A 17,435-nucleotide genomic window follows, 5' to 3' on the forward strand; every position below is an offset into this window, starting at 1 on the left:
TCACGCGTATGCCGCCCGCGAACCGCAACGCCACCGGAAGAGACAGGAACCCCCGCAGCTACGACCCCGCCCGGGTACGCAAGGCGCTCATCGCCCAGGTCGAGGCCGTCGCCGACGCCGCGCACCGGCTCACGCCCGAGCAGCGGGCACGCGCCTCGGGCCTGCCGGGCTGGGACGTCCACCACCTGCTGGTGCACATCGCGCTCCAGATCGACGCCGTACCCCGCTTCCTCGGCAAGCCGGAGGCCCCCGCCAAGTCCCCTGCCGTCTCCCTGTCGTCCTGGGCACTGTCCACCGCGACGGTCGCCGACAGGCTGGACGCGCAGACCCGCGAGGAGGCCGCACGCGCCCCGGACGGCGCGGCCCGTATCGACGAGGCCGTGGCTGACCTGGAGCCGGTCATCGAGTCGGCCGTACGCGAGGACCTGCTGATCCCGCACGGCTTCGGGGCCATGCGCATGCTCGACTTCACGGTGACCCGCCTCGTGGAACTGGTCGTGCACAGCGACGATCTGGGCCGCGCCACCGGCGCCGCCGTCCACCTGGACCGGCAGGCCCTGGCCGCCACGGTGCGCCTCCTGGCCGACGCGCTCGCGGCCAAGGCGCCCGGGGCATCCGTCGAGGTGCGGGTCCCGCCCTTCGCCGTCGTACAGGCTGTCGAAGGCCCCCGGCACACCCGCGGCACCCCGCCCAACGTCGTCGAGGCCCACCCGCTGACCTGGCTGCGCCTCGCCACAGGCCGTACGACCTGGGCGGACGCACTCGATACGGCACACCTGTCCGCGAGCGGCGAGCGCGCCGACCTGGCGGGCCTGCTCCCGGTTTTGGGCTGAACATCACAGGTCCCCGGTTCGGAGCAGCGGGGCACCTGTCCTAGACTCGGTGACGTGCTACGTGGTGATGGACGACTCAACCACGACCTCCTTCCCGGTGAGAAGGGCCCCCAGGACGCTTGCGGCGTCTTCGGTGTCTGGGCTCCGGGAGAAGAGGTCGCGAAGCTCACGTATTTCGGCCTGTACGCACTGCAGCACCGCGGTCAGGAGTCCGCGGGCATTGCGGTCAGCAACGGCTCCCAGATTCTCGTCTTCAAGGACATGGGCCTGGTTTCCCAGGTCTTCGACGAAACCTCACTCGGTTCCCTGCGCGGCCACATCGCCGTGGGTCACGCGCGCTACTCGACGACAGGCGCCTCGGTCTGGGAGAACGCCCAGCCGACCTTCCGCGCGACCGCGCACGGCTCCATCGCGCTGGGCCACAACGGCAACCTGGTCAACACCGCTGAGCTGGCCGAACTGGTCGCCAAGCTCGCGGTCACCGGCAACGGCCGGGCCACCCAGGTAGCAGCCACCAACGACACCGACCTGGTCACGGCCCTGCTCGCGGGCCAGACGGCCGAGGACGGCACCCCGCTCACCGTCGAGCAGGCGGCGCCCCTTGTGCTGCCCCAGGTCAAGGGCGCCTTCTCCATGGTCTTCATGGACGAGCAGACCCTGTACGCCGCCCGTGACGCGCAGGGCATCAGGCCCCTGGTGCTCGGCCGGCTGGAGCGCGGCTGGGTCGTGGCGAGCGAGACCTCGGCCCTGGACATCTGCGGCGCCAGCTTCATCCGCGAGATCGAACCCGGCGAACTGATCGCCATCGACGAGAACGGGCTCCGCTCCACCAGGTTCGCCGAAGCAAAGCCGAAGGGCTGTGTCTTCGAGTACGTCTACCTCGCGCGCCCCGACACCGACATCGCGGGCCGGAACGTCTACCTCTCCCGTGTCGAGATGGGCCGCAAGCTCGCGGCCGAGGCCCCTGCCGACGCCGACCTCGTCATAGCGACCCCCGAATCGGGCACCCCAGCGGCGGTCGGCTACGCCGAGGCGAGCGGCATCCCGTACGGCGTCGGTCTGGTCAAGAACAGCTACGTCGGCAGGACCTTCATCCAGCCTTCGCAGACCATCCGCCAGCTCGGAATCCGCCTGAAGCTGAATCCGCTCAAGGAAGTCATCCGGGGCAAGCGGCTCGTCGTCGTGGACGACTCCATCGTGCGCGGCAACACGCAGCGCGCCCTGGTCCGCATGCTGCGCGAGGCGGGCGCCGCCGAGATCCACGTACGGATCAGCTCGCCGCCGATCAAGTGGCCCTGCTTCTTCGGCATCGACTTCGCCACCCGGGCGGAGCTGATCGCCAACGGGCTGTCGGTCGAGGAGATCGGCACGTCGCTCGGCGCCGACTCGCTGTCCTACATCTCGATCGACGGCATGACCGAGGCGACGACGATCCCGAAGTCGCAGCTGTGCCGGGCGTGCTTCGACGGGGAGTACCCGATGGCGCTCCCCGACCCCGAGCTGCTGGGCAAGCACCTGCTGGAAGCCGAGACGGACGTCGACGGTGTGACCACCCTGACGGCCGGTGTCGGCGGTGCGGACGCACTGAAGCGCCCCTAGCCCCATGCCTCCCGCTGTCCCGCCTCTTCCCGCCCGTCCGGGGGCCACGGCCCCCTGCCCCGCCGCCTCCGGCCGCCCAGCGACCCGAGCGGAGCGGGTACGGGCGCTTCGGCACGCCATGTGAACGGCGGGCCACGCGGGGCGCACCCCCGCGTACAAGGGGAAAAGGGCGGGCCGGGGGCCCAGCTGAGCCACTCAACGAGAGACGACGTACTCATGACGAACAGCCAGGCCGCAGGCGCCAGCTACGCCGCAGCGGGGGTGGACATCGAGGCCGGTGACCGTGCCGTCGCCCTCATGAAGGAGTGGGTCAAGAAGACCCAGCGCCCCGAGTCCATCGGGTCGTTGGGCGGCTTCGCCGGCCTCTTCGACGCCTCCCGCCTCAAGGACTACACGCGCCCCCTCCTGGCCTCGGCCACCGACGGCGTCGGCACCAAGGTCGCGCTCGCACAGCGCATGGACATCCACGACACGATCGGTCACGACCTGGTCGCGATGGTCGTGGACGACCTCGTGGTGTGCGGGGCCGAGCCGCTGTTCATGACGGACTACATCTGTGTCGGCAAGGTCGTCCCCGAGCGTGTGGCCCAGATCGTGAAGGGCATCGCCGAGGGCTGCGTCCTGGCGGGCTGCTCCCTGGTGGGCGGCGAGACGGCCGAGCACCCGGGCCTGCTGGGCCCCGACGAGTACGACGTGGCGGGCGCCGGCACCGGCGTCGTGGAGGCGGACGCGGTGCTGGGCGCCGACCGTATCCGTACGGGGGACGCGGTGATCGCGATGGCCTCGTCCGGGCTTCACTCGAACGGGTACTCGCTGGTCAGGCACGTCGTCTTCGACCGCGCCGGCTGGTCGCCCGACCGCCAGGTGCCCGAGTTCGGCCGCACGCTCGGCGAGGAGCTGCTGGAGCCCACCAAGATCTACTCGCTGGACTGCCTGGAGCTGACCCGCACCACCGAGGTGCACGCCTTCTCGCACATCACGGGCGGCGGCCTCGCGGGCAACCTCGCACGCGTCGTCCCCGACGAGCTGCACGCCACGGTCGACCGCGCGACATGGACCCCGGGCCCCGTCTTCGACGTGGTCGCGGCGGCGGGCGACGTGCCGCGCGCCGAGATGGAGAAGACGCTGAACATGGGCGTCGGGATGATCGCCGTCGTGCCGCAGCAGTCGGTCTCCGTGACGCTGGCCACACTCGCCGACCGCGGCGTGGACGCCTGGGTGGCGGGAAGCATCAGCGACCGGGGCGACCGCACGGAGGCGGTCACCCTCACGGGCGACTATGCGCGCTGAGCCCCGTCACCGGAGCTGCTGGACGTACGGACAGCACAGAACCCGGTCCGGCGGGATGCCGGACCGGGTCGCTGTGATCGAACGTCAAGCGCGACGACGGTGTGCTTGGTCCGACGAGGCGGATGACTCCGCGTCGTCGTCCTCCTCGTCGTTGTACCGATCCGCGTACTGTGCGTACGGGTCGTCGTCCTGCTCATCGTCCTCGAACGGCTCACCATTCGGCGGCTGGTTCGATGGCGATGCGCCCAGCTCCTCGGCCAGGCGCGATAGGTCCGTCCCACCGCTGTTGTACTTCAGCTGGCGGGCGACCTTCGTCTGCTTGGCCTTGGCCCGGCCGCGCCCCATGGCTCGACCCCCTCAACGACGGGGCTCGACGGCCCCAGAGTCTTGACACGCGTTCATAATTCAGAGCGGTCTCTCAGGTGAAAGACCGGTACTCAGGGCTTCAACGGTACCTGCTTCCGCGGCCGTACGGTACGTCGCCCGCACGACACGGACGCCGTCCGACGCGCCCGATGACCTTTCTCATGCTGGTCAGTTGCGATTTTACCTTCCTGTGGCGGATCGGCCTGCCGCGGGGTGGTGAGACGCCTCTCACCTGGCCATCCGCTGTTCCGCGAGCCGGTCCGCCGCCGCGACGGGCGGCACTCCGTCCGCCTCGGCGCGCTCGAAGATGGCCACGGTGGTGTCGAAGATCTTCGCGGCCTTTGCTTTCGCACGCGCGAAGTCGAAACCGTGCAGCTCGTCCGCGACCTGGATGACACCGCCCGAGTTCACCACATAGTCGGGTGCGTAGAGAATCCCGCGCCCGGCGAGGTCCTTCTCCACCCCGGGGTGCGCGAGCTGGTTGTTGGCCGCGCCGCAGACCGCCCGCGCGGTCAGTGCGGGCACCGTCTCGTCGTTCAGGGCCCCGCCGAGCGCACACGGTGCGTAGATGTCCAGCCCCTCGGTGCGGATCAGCGCCTCGGTGCCGTCCACGGCCCGCACCTCGGGATGCGCGTCCAGGACGCGCCGCACCGACGCCTCCCGTACGTCCGTGACGACCACGTGTGCGCCGTCCTCCAGCAGGTGCTCGACGAGGTGGTGGCCGACCTTGCCCACGCCCGCGATGCCGACCGTACGGTCGCGGAGCGTGGGATCGCCCCACAGCTTCTGCGCGCTCGCGCGCATGCCCTGGAAGACGCCGTAGGCGGTGAGCACGGACGAGTCGCCCGCGCCGCCGTTCTCGGGCGAGCGGCCGGTGGTCCAGCGGCACTCCTGCGCGACGACGTCCATGTCCTGCACGTACGTACCGACGTCACACGCGGTGACGTAACGGCCGCCCAGCGAAGCGACGAAGCGGCCGTAGGCGCGCAGCAGCGCCTCGGTCTTGATCAGCTCGGGGTCGCCGATGATCACGGCTTTGCCGCCGCCGTGGTCGAGGCCGGCGAGCGCGTTCTTGTAGGACATGCCCCGTGCGAGGTTGAGCGCGTCGAGCACGGCGGCCTCTTCGGGGTTCCCTGAGCCGTCGTACGCGTGGAAGCGGGTGCCGCCCAGTGCGGGGCCGAGTGCGGTGGAGTGGAGGGCGATCACGGCCTTGAGGCCGCTCTCCCTGTCCTGGCACAGCACGACCTGCTCATGGCCTCCCCGCTCCGAGTGGAACAGGGTCCGCACGAGACCCGCTTCGCCGGCTCCGCCGTCGCCTGCGGAGGAGCTGGAGCCTTGGCCGGCGGGAGGAAGTACATCAGTCACGGTGGTGACTCCTGTATGCGCGTCGGACGCCCTCTGCCGAGCCGCGCCGCTTGTGGCAGGGGGTGCCCGGGAGGGCCGGTCCAGAGCAGCGTACGACCTGGGCCTCGCGGGCACGTTGCGGTCCCACGATCGGGGTAGTCAACTGTCTTTCAGGCTTGTCCGGACCCGGTTCTTGGAGGAAGCGCGTGGCTGAGAAAGCGTCGGTCGTCGTCCCGTACGCGGCATACCTACGGGTCTACGAACCACTGGCCGCCTTTCCGGAGCCCGAACGGTCCCACTGGATCGCCTACGCCAAGCAGGACCGCTTCCCCACGGCGCAGGACGAAGTCCGGCGCGCGCTGGCCGACTTGCTGCCCGTACCCCCCGTCGTGGTGCCCGTGCGGGAGAGCGCGGAGGCGTTCGTCGCCGAGGTGGACGGGGTGACGTGCGTGTGCCCCTGGCGCACCCGGCTGCGCAGCTGGCAGGCGCTCACCGCGCTCACCCAGGCAGCGGGGGACCGGGAGCTGGCGCTGCCCCAGCCCGTGCTGGACGCGGCGCTGCCCCCGGTCGTACGGCGTCAGGCCGCGGCCGACTACGAACGGTGGCGGGAACACAACCCGGACGCGCGCCCGTGGATCCGCACCGCGCTGTGGCATGTGCCCGTGCGGTGGTTCGTTCTCTTCGCCGACGAAGAGAGGGAGTTTGCGAAGCCGGAATCGGGTCAGGAGAGCGGACAGCAGTTCGTTTTCCGCTACCGCACACCGATGGTCCAGGCGCGGCGCCGCCTCGCACGGGGACTGAAGGTGCTCCGTGAGGAGCTGGAGGAGGGGCCGCTCGTCGATGGCCTGGTAGATGTGGGCCGCTGGCTGGAGGAATTCCATCCGCGTTCCCTCGTCGAGCTGGACTACGGCGGTCTGGCCCACGCGATCCCCGAGGAGAAGCTCGCGGGGGACCACTCTGCTGCGGATGTGGCGGAGGGGCTCGCCGCGCTCCGTGAGGGGGACGGCGACCGGGCGGGGGAGGCGTACGAGCGGCTCACGGATCGCTGGAGGGCGATCAGGGAGCTGCAGTTCGCTTCTTAGGACTAGGACCTACGTCCCGAACCGGGTTTTTGCCTCAAGCGTGATGGATTGCACTTAAGGGGGGTCTTGCCCTCAGGGCTACTCCTCGTGTCAAAATAGGACAAGGAGCTCGCACAGGGCTCCTTCCGTCCAACTATGGGCGGAAAGATCGGTATTGCGCTCCTTGGTAGGTCTGATGACCCCTGCTCCCGTTGTGACTGATCGTCACGGTGACGTGACTGTCCGCTATGGCACGGTCCATCGTCTTCCGCCGAGGTTGAACACCTGAGAGGGCAATTCCATCGGTTTGGCCGACGTGGCTGGACAGATGGTGTAGTTGTAGTGCCGAGGACAAGCCGTTCGTCCTATAACCGACTCGGCTCGCGTCCGCCATATCGGGCAACGCGGGTCAAGGTGCAGAATTTAGAGGAAAGAACCGTGATGGTTCGGTTCTCCCGAGGAGGCCGCTCATGACCGCTCGCACCCCTGATGCCGAGCCGCTGTTGACCCCGGCTGAGGTTGCCACGATGTTCCGCGTGGACCCGAAGACGGTCACGCGCTGGGCAAAGGCGGGCAAGCTCACGTCCATCCGCACGCTCGGAGGGCATCGCCGCTACCGCGAGGCGGAGGTGCGCGCACTGCTGGCGGGCATCCCGCAGCAGCGCAGCGAGGCTTGATCAGGCAAAACAACACCATATAGAGGCATTTTTCGGGGCCCCCACCCTGAAATCACGCCTCCTGAGCACCACACGACAGGCCACTGCCCCAACAGTGCTTGCTCGTTGATCGCGCTGGACTCCGCCGGGTCCAGCGCGATTTTTTTGTGCGCCGGGGTCGCAGGGGCTCGGCGGGGAGGGGTGCGCGCAGGCCCGTGGTCGTTGATCGCCGCTGGTCGACCTTGATCGGCTTCGGGGGAACCCGTCCGCATGACCTGGGCCCCGGTTGGGGACGCTGCACAGAGGGCGTCCCGAGGGGCGTTCCTGGCGTGTGGGGCGGGCAGTGCAATTGCACATATTAAATTGACGCGGTGTGAGGGTGCCTCAAGTTCCTCGCCAGTACGGGGAAATGGGGTGACACCCGTCACATGAGGCAAGCCTTGTTACGGCCAACTGCCTTACGGTAATGGGCTGATGAGGGAGAGTGACCTCCGCCGTCACCGCCGGATCCGCGTCGAGGGGCGGCGTACGGACTCCGCGTGGATCAGCCGGCGGGGGGTTCTTGGTCCCGGGCCGGCTCGGGTGCCGACTCCAGCGCGAGCCGCAGCAGCCGGTGGCAGACCGGGCAGTGCCGGGTGACGTGGTGGTAGCGCGTCGCGGCGGCCAGATGCGCACGCAGCAGCGCCCTCGTTTCATGCCGTCTTGGGGTCTTCGGAGTCGTCGCCATCCACCGCACCTCCTTTAGTAGGGGTACCCCGGGCCCCGGGGGGCGTCAACCGTGCGGGGGCGGCTGTCTCGCGGGGCGGCATGCCGCTGCGGGCGTACGCGCCTCTGTGGCGTACGGAGCAGGGGCCGCTGGCCTGCGGCGCGGACAGGGTGGCCGGGTCGCGGCATACGGGCGCATGGGGACGCGGGGCAGGAGGATGCGCGCGTGCCGGACGCACAGCTGTGAGGGGTTGTGAGGGTGCCGTGCGGTGGCGGGGCCGGTCGGCGGCCTCGCAGGGGAGGGGCGATCGGCGCCGGGCATGCGAAAGGCCCACGATCGGGGATCGTGGGCCTTTCTCTGTGCGGTCCTGACGGGATTTGAACCCGCGGCCTCCACCTTGACAGGGTGGCGAGCACTCCAAGCTGCTCCACAGGACCTCGTGGGGCTGCGCGCTGGGCGCGAGACCAGACTCTACAGCAGGTCAGGACTGGGGAGCGAACTCGCTGTGAGTGACTGGGGAGTTACCGGAACGGGTCCGGGCCGCGGGCTCAGGGGGCCGCGGCGTCGACGGCCTTCACGATGCGTTTGTCCGAGATCGGGTAGGCGGTGCCGAGGGCGTGGGCGAAGTAGCTGACCCGTAGCTCCTCGATCATCCAGCGGATGTCCCTGGCCGCCTTGGGCACGGGACGGCCGCGCGGGAACTGTTCCAGCAGCCACAGATACTCGTCCCGCATCTCCCGCACCTTGGCCATCCGGGACCTGTCCCGCTCGACGTGGTGCGGGAGTTGCTGGAGGCGGCGGTCGGCAGCGGTGAGGTAGCGCAACAGGTCCTGGAGGCGGCCGGCGCCGTGTTCGGTGACGAAGCCCGGCTTGATGAGCGCGTCGAGCTGGGCCCGTACGTCCGCCACGGAGTCGGCCAGCACCGGGCTCGTCGTCGCGCGCAGCCTGCCCTCGCAGGAGTGCCAGGCGGCCAGCACCTCCTGGACCTGGCGGACCGTGCGCAGGGTGCCGTCCACCAGGTCGGCGCGTACGGCGTCGAAGAGCTTGCGGAAGGACTCCTCGTCCCAGGCGGGACCGCCGTGCGCGGCGATGAGGCGGTCGGCCGTCGCCCGTACGCAGTCCTCGAACAGCGCCTGCACGCTGCCGTGCGGGGAGCGGGAAAGGGCCAGCTTCTGCTGGTTGTTGAGCTGGGCCTGCGCGAACTTGGCCGGGTCGGAGGGGATGTTGAGCAGGATGAGGCGGCGGGTGCCGCGCCACATGGCCTGTTGCTGCTCGTCCTCGGTGTCGTAGAGGCGCACGCTGACGGAACCGGCCGATTCTCCCTCGTCCACGAGCGCCGGATACGCCTTCACGGGCTGGCCGGCGCGGCGGGTCTCGAACGTGCGGGGGAGCGCGCCGAGGGTCCAGTCGGTGAGGCCCGTGCGCTGGACGCTGGGCTGCGGGGCTTCCGGGGCGCCGTTGCCGGCCGCCTCGGCGCCCTGCGCCGCCTTGCGGGCCTTCGCGCGCGTCGAGGAGTCGAACGCCTTGGTGATCGCCTCCCGTGTCTTCGACTTCAGCCGCAGCTGGAGTGCTTCGAGGTCCTTGTCCTCGGCGATCTTCTGTTTGCGCTCGTCCGTCACCCGGAATGTGATCTTCAGGTGGTCGGGGACCTTGGCGAGGTCGAAGTCCTGTGCGGAGACCGGGACTCCGACCATCCGCTGCAGCTCGCGCGCCAGCGTGTAGGTCAGCGGCTCGTCCCGCGGCTCGACCGTCTCGATGAAGCGCTTGGCGAAGTTGGGCGCGGGGACGTAGTGCCGGCGGATGGGCTTGGGCAGGGACCGGATCAGCTCGGTGACCAGGTCCTCGCGCAGGCCGGGGATCTGCCAGTCGAACGATCCACCGGGCCTGACCTGGTTGAGCACCTGGAGCGGTACGTGGACGGTCACGCCGTCCGCGTCCGTGCCCGGCTCGAACTGGTACGTCACCGGGAGGGCCAGGCCGTCCTGGTGCCACACGTCGGGGTAGTCGTCCTTGGAGACGTCCTCGGCCCGCTCGTTGATGAGCATGGACTTCTCGAAGTTGAGCAGGTCCGGTTCCTCGTGGCGTTTCTTCTTCCACCAGGAGTCGAAGTGCGCTCCGGAAACGACGTGTTCGGGTACGCGCTGGTCGTAGAAGTCATAGAGCGTCTCGTCGTCCACGAGGATGTCGCGGCGACGCGCCCTGTGCTCCAACTCCTCGACCTCTTCGAGGAGTTTGCGGTTGTCACGGAAGAACTCGTGGTGGGTGCGCCAGTCGCCCTCCACCAGCGCGTTCCTGATGAACAGGTCGCGCGCTGTCTCCGGGTCGATCCGGCCGTAGTTCACCTTGCGCTGCGCCACGACGGGCACGCCGTACAGCGTCACGCGCTCGAACGCCATGACGGCCGCCTGCTTCTGCTCCCAGTGCGGCTCGCTGTACGTGCGCTTGACCAGGTGCTGCGCGAGGGGCTCGATCCAGTCCGGATCGATCTTCGCGTTGACCCGCGCCCACAGGCGCGAGGTCTCGACCAGCTCGGCCGACATGATCCAGCGCGGGGGCTTCTTGAAGAGTGCCGAGCCGGGGAAGATCGCGAACTTGGCGCTGCGCGCGCCCAGATACTCGTTCTTCTCCGTGTCTTTGAGACCGATGTGCGACAGCAGGCCCGCCAGCAGCGACTGATGCACCGCGTCCTGCGGGATCTCGTCGGCGTCCTGGTCGCTGACGTGGATCTTCATGCCCTTGGCGACCTGGCGGAGCTGCGTGCAGATGTCCTGCCACTCGCGTATCCGCAGGTAGTTGAGGAACTCCGCCTTGCACATACGGCGGAAGGCGGAGGAGGAGAGCGCCTTTTGCTGCTCCCTGACGTAGCGCCACAGGTTGAGGAGGGCGAGGAAGTCGCTCGTCTCGTCCTTGAAGCGCGCGTGGTGCTGGTCGGCCTGCTGCTGCTTGTCGGACGGGCGTTCGCGCGGGTCCTGGATGGAGAGCGCGGCGGCGATGACCATCACCTCGCGGGCGCAGCCGTTCTTGTCGGCCTCCAGGACCATACGGGCCAGCCGCGGGTCGACGGGCAGCTGTGCGAGATTGCGGCCCAGCTTCGTCAGCCTGCGCGTCTGCGTCTCCAGCGCGCCCAGCTCCTCCAGCAGCTGCACACCCGCCTTGATGCTGCGGTGGTCCGGCGGGTCGATGAAGGGGAACTTCTCGATGTCGCCGAGCCCGGCTGCCGTCATCTGGAGGATCACGGAAGCCAGATTCGTACGGAGGATCTCCGGGTCGGTGAACTCCGGCCGGGAGACGAAGTCGTCCTCGGAGTACAGCCGGATGCAGATGCCGTCCGACGTACGCCCCGAGCGGCCCTTGCGCTGGTTGGCGCTGGCCTGGCTCACGGGCTCGATGGGCAGGCGCTGCACCTTCGTACGGTGGCTGTAGCGCGAGATGCGCGCCGTGCCCGGGTCGATCACGTACTTGATGCCGGGGACCGTCAGCGAGGTCTCGGCGACGTTCGTGGCGAGCACGACCCGGCGGTTGGAGTGCGCCTGGAAGACGCGGTGCTGCTCGGCGTTGGACAGGCGCGCGTAGAGGGGGAGCACCTCCGTTTCGCCGCCGGGTCTGTGGCCTCCGGTCCGCTGGAACTTCTTCTCCAGCGCGTCCGCCGTGTCCCGGATCTCCCGCTCGCCCGAGAGGAACACGAGGATGTCGCCCGGGCCTTCGGCCTGCAGCTCGTCCACCGCGTCGGAGATCGCGGTGACCTGGTCGCGGTCGGGCGCGGCCGAGTCCTCGGCGCCCTCGGGCACCTCCTCCAACAGCGGCCTGTAGCGCACCTCCACCGGATACGTCCGGCCCGAGACCTCCACGATCGGCGCTTCACCGAAGTGCCGCGAGAAGCGCTCCGGATCGATCGTCGCCGAGGTGATGATCACCTTCAGGTCGGGGCGCCTGGGCAGGAGCTGGGCGAGATAACCGAGCAGGAAGTCGATGTTGAGGCTGCGCTCGTGCGCCTCGTCGATGATGAGCGTGTCGTACTGACGCAGGTCACGGTCCTGCTGGATCTCGGCGAGCAGGATGCCGTCCGTCATCAGCTTGACCATCGTGTGGTCCCGCACCTGGTCCGTGAAGCGGACCTTCCAGCCGACGGTGTCCCCGAGCTGCGAGCCCAGCTCCTCCGCCACCCGCTCGGCGACCGTGCGCGCCGCGATACGGCGGGGCTGGGTGTGGCCGATGACGCCGGTGATGCCGCGCCCCAGCTCCATGCAGATCTTGGGGATCTGAGTGGTCTTGCCCGAGCCGGTCTCGCCCGCGACGATCACGACCTGGTGGTCGCGGACGGCCTCCAGGATGTCGCCCTTCTTCTGGCTGACCGGCAGTTGTGGCGGATACGTGATCTCCGGGACGGACTCGCGGCGCGCGGTCACGCGCAGCTCGGACTCGTCCATCGCCGTGGCGATCTCCGCGAGGACGGCCGCACGGGCCTCCGGCTTACGGATCTTGCGCGCACCAGCGACGCGGCGGGCCAACCGGTGCTGGTCGGCCAGCATCAGGTTCGGAACGCGCGCGGTGAGCTCGGCGGGGGAGGGTGGGGTGGAAGTCGACATACCTCACCCAGGATCGCACTCAGGACGATCCGGTGGCGAACCATTTGACTGCCGAACCCCTCTCACGACCGCCCTTCGCGGCTTCCGGTGCCGTCTTCCATGCCTTCCATGCCTTCTGTGCCGGGTTGGGTTGGGCTGTGTCGGGTTGGGTTGGGCTGGGTTGGGCTGTATTTGGGCTTGATCGGGCTGTGTCGGGACGAGGGGGTGCCTTTCTGGGTGTCCTCTGTACCTTGTGCCTTCTCCGTCCGTGCGGGGCGTCTTTCTGTGTGGGGGCGGCTCCTGTGCGGGCGGCTCCTGTGGGGGCGGTACGGGGCGGGTGGTCTTGTGCGTGCGGTTCTGTGCGGGCTCTTTCTGTGGGTGCGCTCTTTCGGCGTGTGGCCTTTTCGCGCGCGGTCTGCTGTGCGTGCGGTACGGGGGCGGGGCGGGCGGGAGCGTGGTCCGGTTCGTGGTGGTGGGGCGCCGTGGGGGTCTGCCGGGAGGGGGCCCCGGTCGGCGGGGGGCGTCACGGGAGGCGGTTAGGCTGAACGACATGAGTGGCGGAGTACAGGTGCGGGCGCGGTGGATGGCCGTCGCGCTCGTCGGGCTGCTGCTCGCGATGTGCGGGGCCGCCGTGTCCGGTTCGGGTGCGGTGGCGGTTCCTGCTGCGGCTACTGGCTCTGGCGCGGTTTCCGGTTCCGGTGCGGTTCCGGATGCGGGGGCGGGCGCGGATGTGGCCGGCGCTTCCGGATTCGGTTCCGGTACGGGTGCCGGTGCCACTGCTTCGCCTGTTTACGAGGCTCCGGTTCCGGCTGATGCTCCGATTCCGGCTGCGGATGCGGCCCCGACCGCGGGGCATGCGGCCACATCGGCCTCGGCGTCCACCACCGTGCCGTCGTCGGTGTCGGCGCCGGCCGCCGAGCCCGTATCGGCGGCGCACGTGGCGCGGGAACAGGCCGATGACGGGGCCGTCGATCCGGGGCCCTCGCGGTGTCACAAGTCCAAGGACGACGGGCAGGGCACCCTCCCCTCGGCGCCCTCCAGCAGCAACCAGCAGAGCCTCCCCTTCGTGCTCGCCGCATGCCTGACCCCGGAGTCGCACTCGGCGCTCGGGGCCGCGCACGCGAGGCCGCCCGTACGCGGGCCCGCGCCCGCGCCGCCTCCCACCCCGGTCGAACTCTCCGTCCTGCGCGTGTAGATGTGCCCCGACGGCACTCGTGTGCCGTCAGGCAGTCCGCACCCGTATCCAGGACAGGAGACGTATGTTTCCGCTCGCGTTGCGCGCGGCCCGTTCCTGGCGCCCCGCGCGCTGGGGCGTGGCCGCAGGGGCCGCCGTACTGACCGTGCTCGCGGTCGGCCTGCCCACGGCCGTGATCCCGAACCAGCTGTTCGCACGCTCGGTGGCGACCCCGTGGTGGGGCTACCCGGTGCTGGCGTTCACCGCCGTACTGGCCGGGATGCTGCTGGCGACGTACGTCCGTACGGGCATACGTACGGACGGCGGCGAGGAAGCGCACGCTCCCGGTGAGCGCCGCGCCTCGCGGCTCGGCACCGTCGGCGGGCTGCTCAGCTTCTTCGCTGTCGGCTGCCCGGTCTGCAACAAGCTGGTGCTGCTCGTGCTCGGTACGTCCGGCGCGCTGAGCGTGTGGCAGCCCTTGCAGCCGGTACTGGCCGTGGCCTCGCTGGCGCTGCTCGCCTTCGCCGTCGTACGCCGGCTCGCGGGCGAGGTCGCCTGCCCGGTCACCGCCTGACCACCACCACCCGGTCCAGGTCCCACCGGTCCCTTCCGGTCCCGGCCCCACCCGGTCGGTCCCGCCCGGTCCCACCCGCGCCCGCAGGGGCGCCCGAGTGCGGCCCGGGGGCGGCCCCGGGAGAGGTCCGGGCGCGATCCGGGGCGCCCCTTTCTTCCCGACTTCCCGACTTCCCGATCTCCGACTTCCGACTTCCGACTCTTCCCGACCTTCCCTTCTCCCCGTGATCCAGGAGAACCCCATGGCCTCAGCCAAGCCCGCGTCCTCACGCAAGGGCCTCATGATCGGAATCACCGTCGCCGTCGTCGCGCTGCTCGCCGGCTGGCTCTCGCAGTACATGGTGAGCAACGACGACAGCGGAGGTTCCGCCAACGACAACGCCACCATCGAGGGCAGCTCCGACACCTCGTCGGCCGGCGACCCCCAGCTGATGAAGCTCGCGCGGCGCGATGCGGACGACCCCTTCGCGCGGGGTGACAAGGACGCGCCCGTCGTCATGATCGAGTACGCCGACTTCGGGTGCTCCTTCTGCGGCAAGTTCGCCCGTGACACCGAGCCGAAGCTGGAGAAGAAGTACATCGACAAGGGCCTGTTGCGCGTCGAGTGGCGCAACTTCGCCGTCTTCGGCAAGGGCTCGGAACGGGCCGCGCTCGCGGGCTGGGCCGCCGGCCAGCAGGACAAGTTCTGGGACTTCTACCGGACCGTGTACGCGGACAAGGGCAACGAGAAGAACGCGTTCACCGACGGCCACCTCCGCGACCTAGCCAAGGACGCGGGCATCAAGGACATGGACCGCTTCGACAAGGACAGGAAGAGCGACGCCGCCAGGAGGCTGGTGGACAAGGACCAGCAGGAGGCGTACGGGCTCGGCGCCAGCGCTACCCCGGCCTTCCTGGTGAACGGGGAACCCATCGCGGGCGCACAGCCCGACGAGGTCTTCACCGACGCCATCGAGCGCGCCGCCGCCGTGGCCAAGAAGCAGGGCGGGAAGCAGGACGGGAAGGACGGGAAGCAGGACGGGAAGCAGGGGGGCAAGGACGACTGATGGACGTCGGATACGTGGCCGCCTTCCTCGGCGGCCTCCTCGCCCTGCTCAGCCCGTGCAGCGCGCTGCTGCTCCCGGCGTTCTTCGCCTACTCGATCGACTCGGCGAGCAGACTCGTCGCTCGGACCGGGATCTTCTATCTCGGGCTCGCCACCACGCTGGTGCCGCTCGGCGCGGCGGGCTCGTTCGCGGGGCGGCTCTTCTACGGCAACCGCGATCTGCTCGTCGCGATCGGCGGCTGGACGATCATCGCGCTCGGCGTGCTCCAGATCCTCGGCATGGGCTTTGCCTCGCGCCGCCTCCAGCAGGCGTCGGGCCGTATCCGGCCCACCACGGCGCTGTCCGTCTACGCGCTCGGCGCGGTCTACGGCCTCGCCGGTTTCTGCGCGGGACCCATCCTCGGCAGCGTGCTGACGGTCGCAGCCGTGAGCGGCAACCCGGTATACGGCGGGGTGCTGCTGGCGGTGTACGCGCTGGGCATGGCGGTGCCGCTGTTCGTACTGGCGCTGCTGTGGGAGCGCTTCGAACTGGGGCGGCGGCGCTGGCTGCGCGGACGTGAGGTGAGCGTGGGCAGGATGAAGCTGCACACCACGTCGCTGTTCTCGGGGCTCTTCTTCATTCTTTTGGGCGTACTGTTCCTGGTTTTCGACGGGGCGGCCTCGCTGCCGGGGCTGCTGGACGTGGACGGCGCGTTCACGGCCGAGAACTGGGCCAAGCGCGCCGGCGACTCCGTACCGGACGGCGCCCTCCTCGCCGCCCTCGCCCTGGCAGCCCTCACCGTGCTCCTCGTCCGCACCCTGCGGGCACGGCGCGATACGGGGCAGCGGGGCGAAGAAGCGGCAGAAAAGAGGGGAGAAGCGGACGGTGACGCCGGTAACGACGCCGAGGAGGTCGCCCGTGAGGCGGGCAGTCCGTAAGGCTGGCAACCCGTAAGGCTGGCAACCCGTAAGGCTGGCAACCCGTGAGGCGGGCCGGAGGGGAGTTCCCGTAAGGCGGGCTAACGGGAGAAATGGGGCGCATGCGGACTTAAGGTGGCCGCATGAGCGACGAGCAGCCGGATGGGCACGGCGCCCACGCACGCAACCGGACCGTGGGGGAGAGGTGGCGCTCCTTCAAGGACTCGCCCTTCCTCCCCGCGTCCGTGCTCGTCCTGATCCTCGCGGTGGCCGCCGGTCTCTTCGCCGGCTCGTACACCTACGCGATGGCCAACCCGACCCCGCACCACGTTCCCGTCGCCGTCGTCGGCAAGCCGGACAGCCCGCACGAAAGGAGCGCCTTCGTCCAGGGCATGGAGAAGGGGCTCGGTTCCTCGCTCGAACTGCGGCACTTCCGTACGCGGGCGGAGGCCGAGGAGGCCATCGAGAAGCAGAAGGTCTTCGCGATCATGCGGGTCGAACACCCCAAGGGTGTCGAACTCGACATCTCCTCGGCCTCCGGCGCCTCGGTGGCCGAGCTGCTGCAGGTGGCGGGCCCGAAGGTCGGCAAGAAGATCGACGTCCCGGTCAAGGTGCGGGACCTCAAGCCGCTCAACAAGGGTGATCCGCGCGGCCTCGCGATCTTCTACATCTCTCTCGCTTCCGTGATCATCGGCTTCGTCGGCGCCATCCAGCTCAGCGTGCACGCCCGTGCGCTCAACCCGCCCGAGCGCATCGCCTTCACCGTCGCGTACGCGCTGCTGGGCGGCTTCGTCATCGCGGCCGTCGTCGACTGGGGGCTGGGCGCGCTCCAGCTCCCGTTCGTGCACTCGTGGATGATCCTCGCGCTGACGATGTTCGCCAGCGGGATGGTCTTCACGATGTTCAACACCCTCTTCGGGCGCTGGGCCATGGTGCCGACCTGGGGCGTGATGATCCTCCTGGGCAACCCCTCCTCGGGCGGTGCCGTCTCCTGGCCACTGCTGCCGTCCCTGGTCGGCGAGATCGGCCGCTGGCTCCCGCCGGGCGCCGCCGTGAACGCCCAGCACACCGCCGTCTACTTCCGCGGCCACCAGCTCCTCCAGCCCTACGTCGCCCTCGTCGCCTGGGCGCTGGTGTCCTGCACCGTCTTCTGGATCTGGCGCCACCGCCACCCCGGCGGCCGTCCCCGCTCCCCGGCCGCCCACGCGGCGGACGCCCCGGCGACGCCGGCCTGAGCGGGCCGACGGACCGCGAGGCGGGCGACCCGGGGAGGTGCACATTTCCTTCACACATCCGGGTCTTTCCTCCGGCGTCGCGGGGTTACCC

The 17,435-nt window shown here is 69.7% G+C and carries 14 protein-coding genes and 1 tRNA gene; 10 read left to right on the forward strand and 5 right to left on the reverse strand.

Going from position 1 to position 17,435, the window contains the following annotated elements:
* Positions 1-8: 8 nt before the first annotated feature.
* The 3 genes from NMN56_RS22765 (at position 9) to purM (ending at position 3,722) form a co-directional block, all read left to right on the forward strand.
* A complete protein-coding gene (locus tag NMN56_RS22765; protein ID WP_274045641.1) occupies positions 9-833 on the forward strand; it encodes a maleylpyruvate isomerase family mycothiol-dependent enzyme in 825 nt (274 codons plus the stop codon).
* A gap of 54 nt (positions 834-887) precedes the next feature.
* Complete coding sequence (gene purF / locus NMN56_RS22770; RefSeq protein WP_274045640.1) at positions 888-2,432, forward strand: amidophosphoribosyltransferase; 1,545 nt, start codon at positions 888-890, stop codon at positions 2,430-2,432.
* 216 nt (positions 2,433-2,648) lie between these two features.
* Positions 2,649-3,722, forward strand: a complete 1,074-nt coding sequence (purM, locus tag NMN56_RS22775) for a phosphoribosylformylglycinamidine cyclo-ligase (RefSeq protein WP_274045639.1) — start codon at positions 2,649-2,651, stop codon at positions 3,720-3,722.
* Positions 3,723-3,806: 84 nt separating this feature from the next.
* Here purM and NMN56_RS22780 read toward each other — a convergent pair whose 3' ends face one another.
* Positions 3,807-4,067, reverse strand: coding sequence for a DUF3073 domain-containing protein (locus NMN56_RS22780; protein WP_274045638.1), 261 nt, complete (start codon positions 4,065-4,067; stop codon positions 3,807-3,809).
* 249 nt (positions 4,068-4,316) lie between these two features.
* A complete protein-coding gene (locus tag NMN56_RS22785) occupies positions 4,317-5,453 on the reverse strand; it encodes a Leu/Phe/Val dehydrogenase (RefSeq protein WP_430542680.1) in 1,137 nt (378 codons plus the stop codon).
* A 185-nt stretch (positions 5,454-5,638) separates the two neighbouring features.
* On the opposite strand from NMN56_RS22785, the gene NMN56_RS22790 reads away from it, so the two are divergent.
* Entirely contained in the window at positions 5,639-6,514 is an 876-nt protein-coding gene (locus NMN56_RS22790; RefSeq protein WP_274045637.1) for a DUF8083 family protein, read from the forward strand.
* A gap of 449 nt (positions 6,515-6,963) precedes the next feature.
* Positions 6,964-7,170: a developmental transcriptional regulator BldC gene (gene bldC, locus NMN56_RS22795; protein ID WP_003949541.1), complete on the forward strand. Its 207-nt coding sequence runs from the start codon at positions 6,964-6,966 to the stop codon at positions 7,168-7,170.
* A gap of 523 nt (positions 7,171-7,693) precedes the next feature.
* Here the strand turns inward: bldC and NMN56_RS22800 are convergent.
* The 3 genes from NMN56_RS22800 to hrpA all read right to left on the reverse strand — a co-directional run bounded on the left by NMN56_RS22800 (position 7,694) and on the right by hrpA (position 12,441).
* A complete protein-coding gene (locus tag NMN56_RS22800) occupies positions 7,694-7,876 on the reverse strand; it encodes a DUF6274 family protein (RefSeq protein WP_274045636.1) in 183 nt (60 codons plus the stop codon).
* A gap of 341 nt (positions 7,877-8,217) precedes the next feature.
* Positions 8,218-8,292, reverse strand: a tRNA-Asp gene (locus NMN56_RS22805).
* Between the two features lie 111 nt (positions 8,293-8,403).
* On the reverse strand, positions 8,404-12,441 hold the full coding sequence (gene hrpA / locus NMN56_RS22810; RefSeq protein ID WP_274045635.1) for an ATP-dependent RNA helicase HrpA: 4,038 nt from the start codon (positions 12,439-12,441) through the stop codon (positions 8,404-8,406).
* Between the two features lie 529 nt (positions 12,442-12,970).
* Here hrpA and NMN56_RS22815 point away from each other — a divergent pair.
* The 5 genes from NMN56_RS22815 to NMN56_RS22835 all read left to right on the forward strand — a co-directional run bounded on the left by NMN56_RS22815 (position 12,971) and on the right by NMN56_RS22835 (position 17,344).
* Entirely contained in the window at positions 12,971-13,615 is a 645-nt protein-coding gene (locus tag NMN56_RS22815; protein WP_274045634.1) for a hypothetical protein, read from the forward strand.
* Between the two features lie 64 nt (positions 13,616-13,679).
* Complete coding sequence (locus NMN56_RS22820; protein WP_274045633.1) at positions 13,680-14,168, forward strand: hypothetical protein; 489 nt, start codon at positions 13,680-13,682, stop codon at positions 14,166-14,168.
* 241 nt (positions 14,169-14,409) lie between these two features.
* A complete protein-coding gene (locus NMN56_RS22825) occupies positions 14,410-15,213 on the forward strand; it encodes a DsbA family protein (protein WP_274045632.1) in 804 nt (267 codons plus the stop codon).
* Positions 15,213-16,130: a cytochrome c biogenesis CcdA family protein gene (locus NMN56_RS22830; protein ID WP_274045631.1), complete on the forward strand. Its 918-nt coding sequence runs from the start codon at positions 15,213-15,215 to the stop codon at positions 16,128-16,130. Before NMN56_RS22825 ends, NMN56_RS22830 begins: the two co-directional genes overlap by 1 nt.
* 122 nt (positions 16,131-16,252) lie before the next feature.
* On the forward strand, positions 16,253-17,344 hold the full coding sequence (locus NMN56_RS22835; protein WP_274045630.1) for an ABC transporter permease: 1,092 nt from the start codon (positions 16,253-16,255) through the stop codon (positions 17,342-17,344).
* Positions 17,345-17,435 lie beyond the last annotated feature (91 nt).

Origin of the sequence: Streptomyces iconiensis, assembly GCF_028657195.3 — a bacterium.
In the GTDB taxonomy this organism is placed as follows: Bacteria; Actinomycetota; Actinomycetes; order Streptomycetales; family Streptomycetaceae; genus Streptomyces; species Streptomyces iconiensis.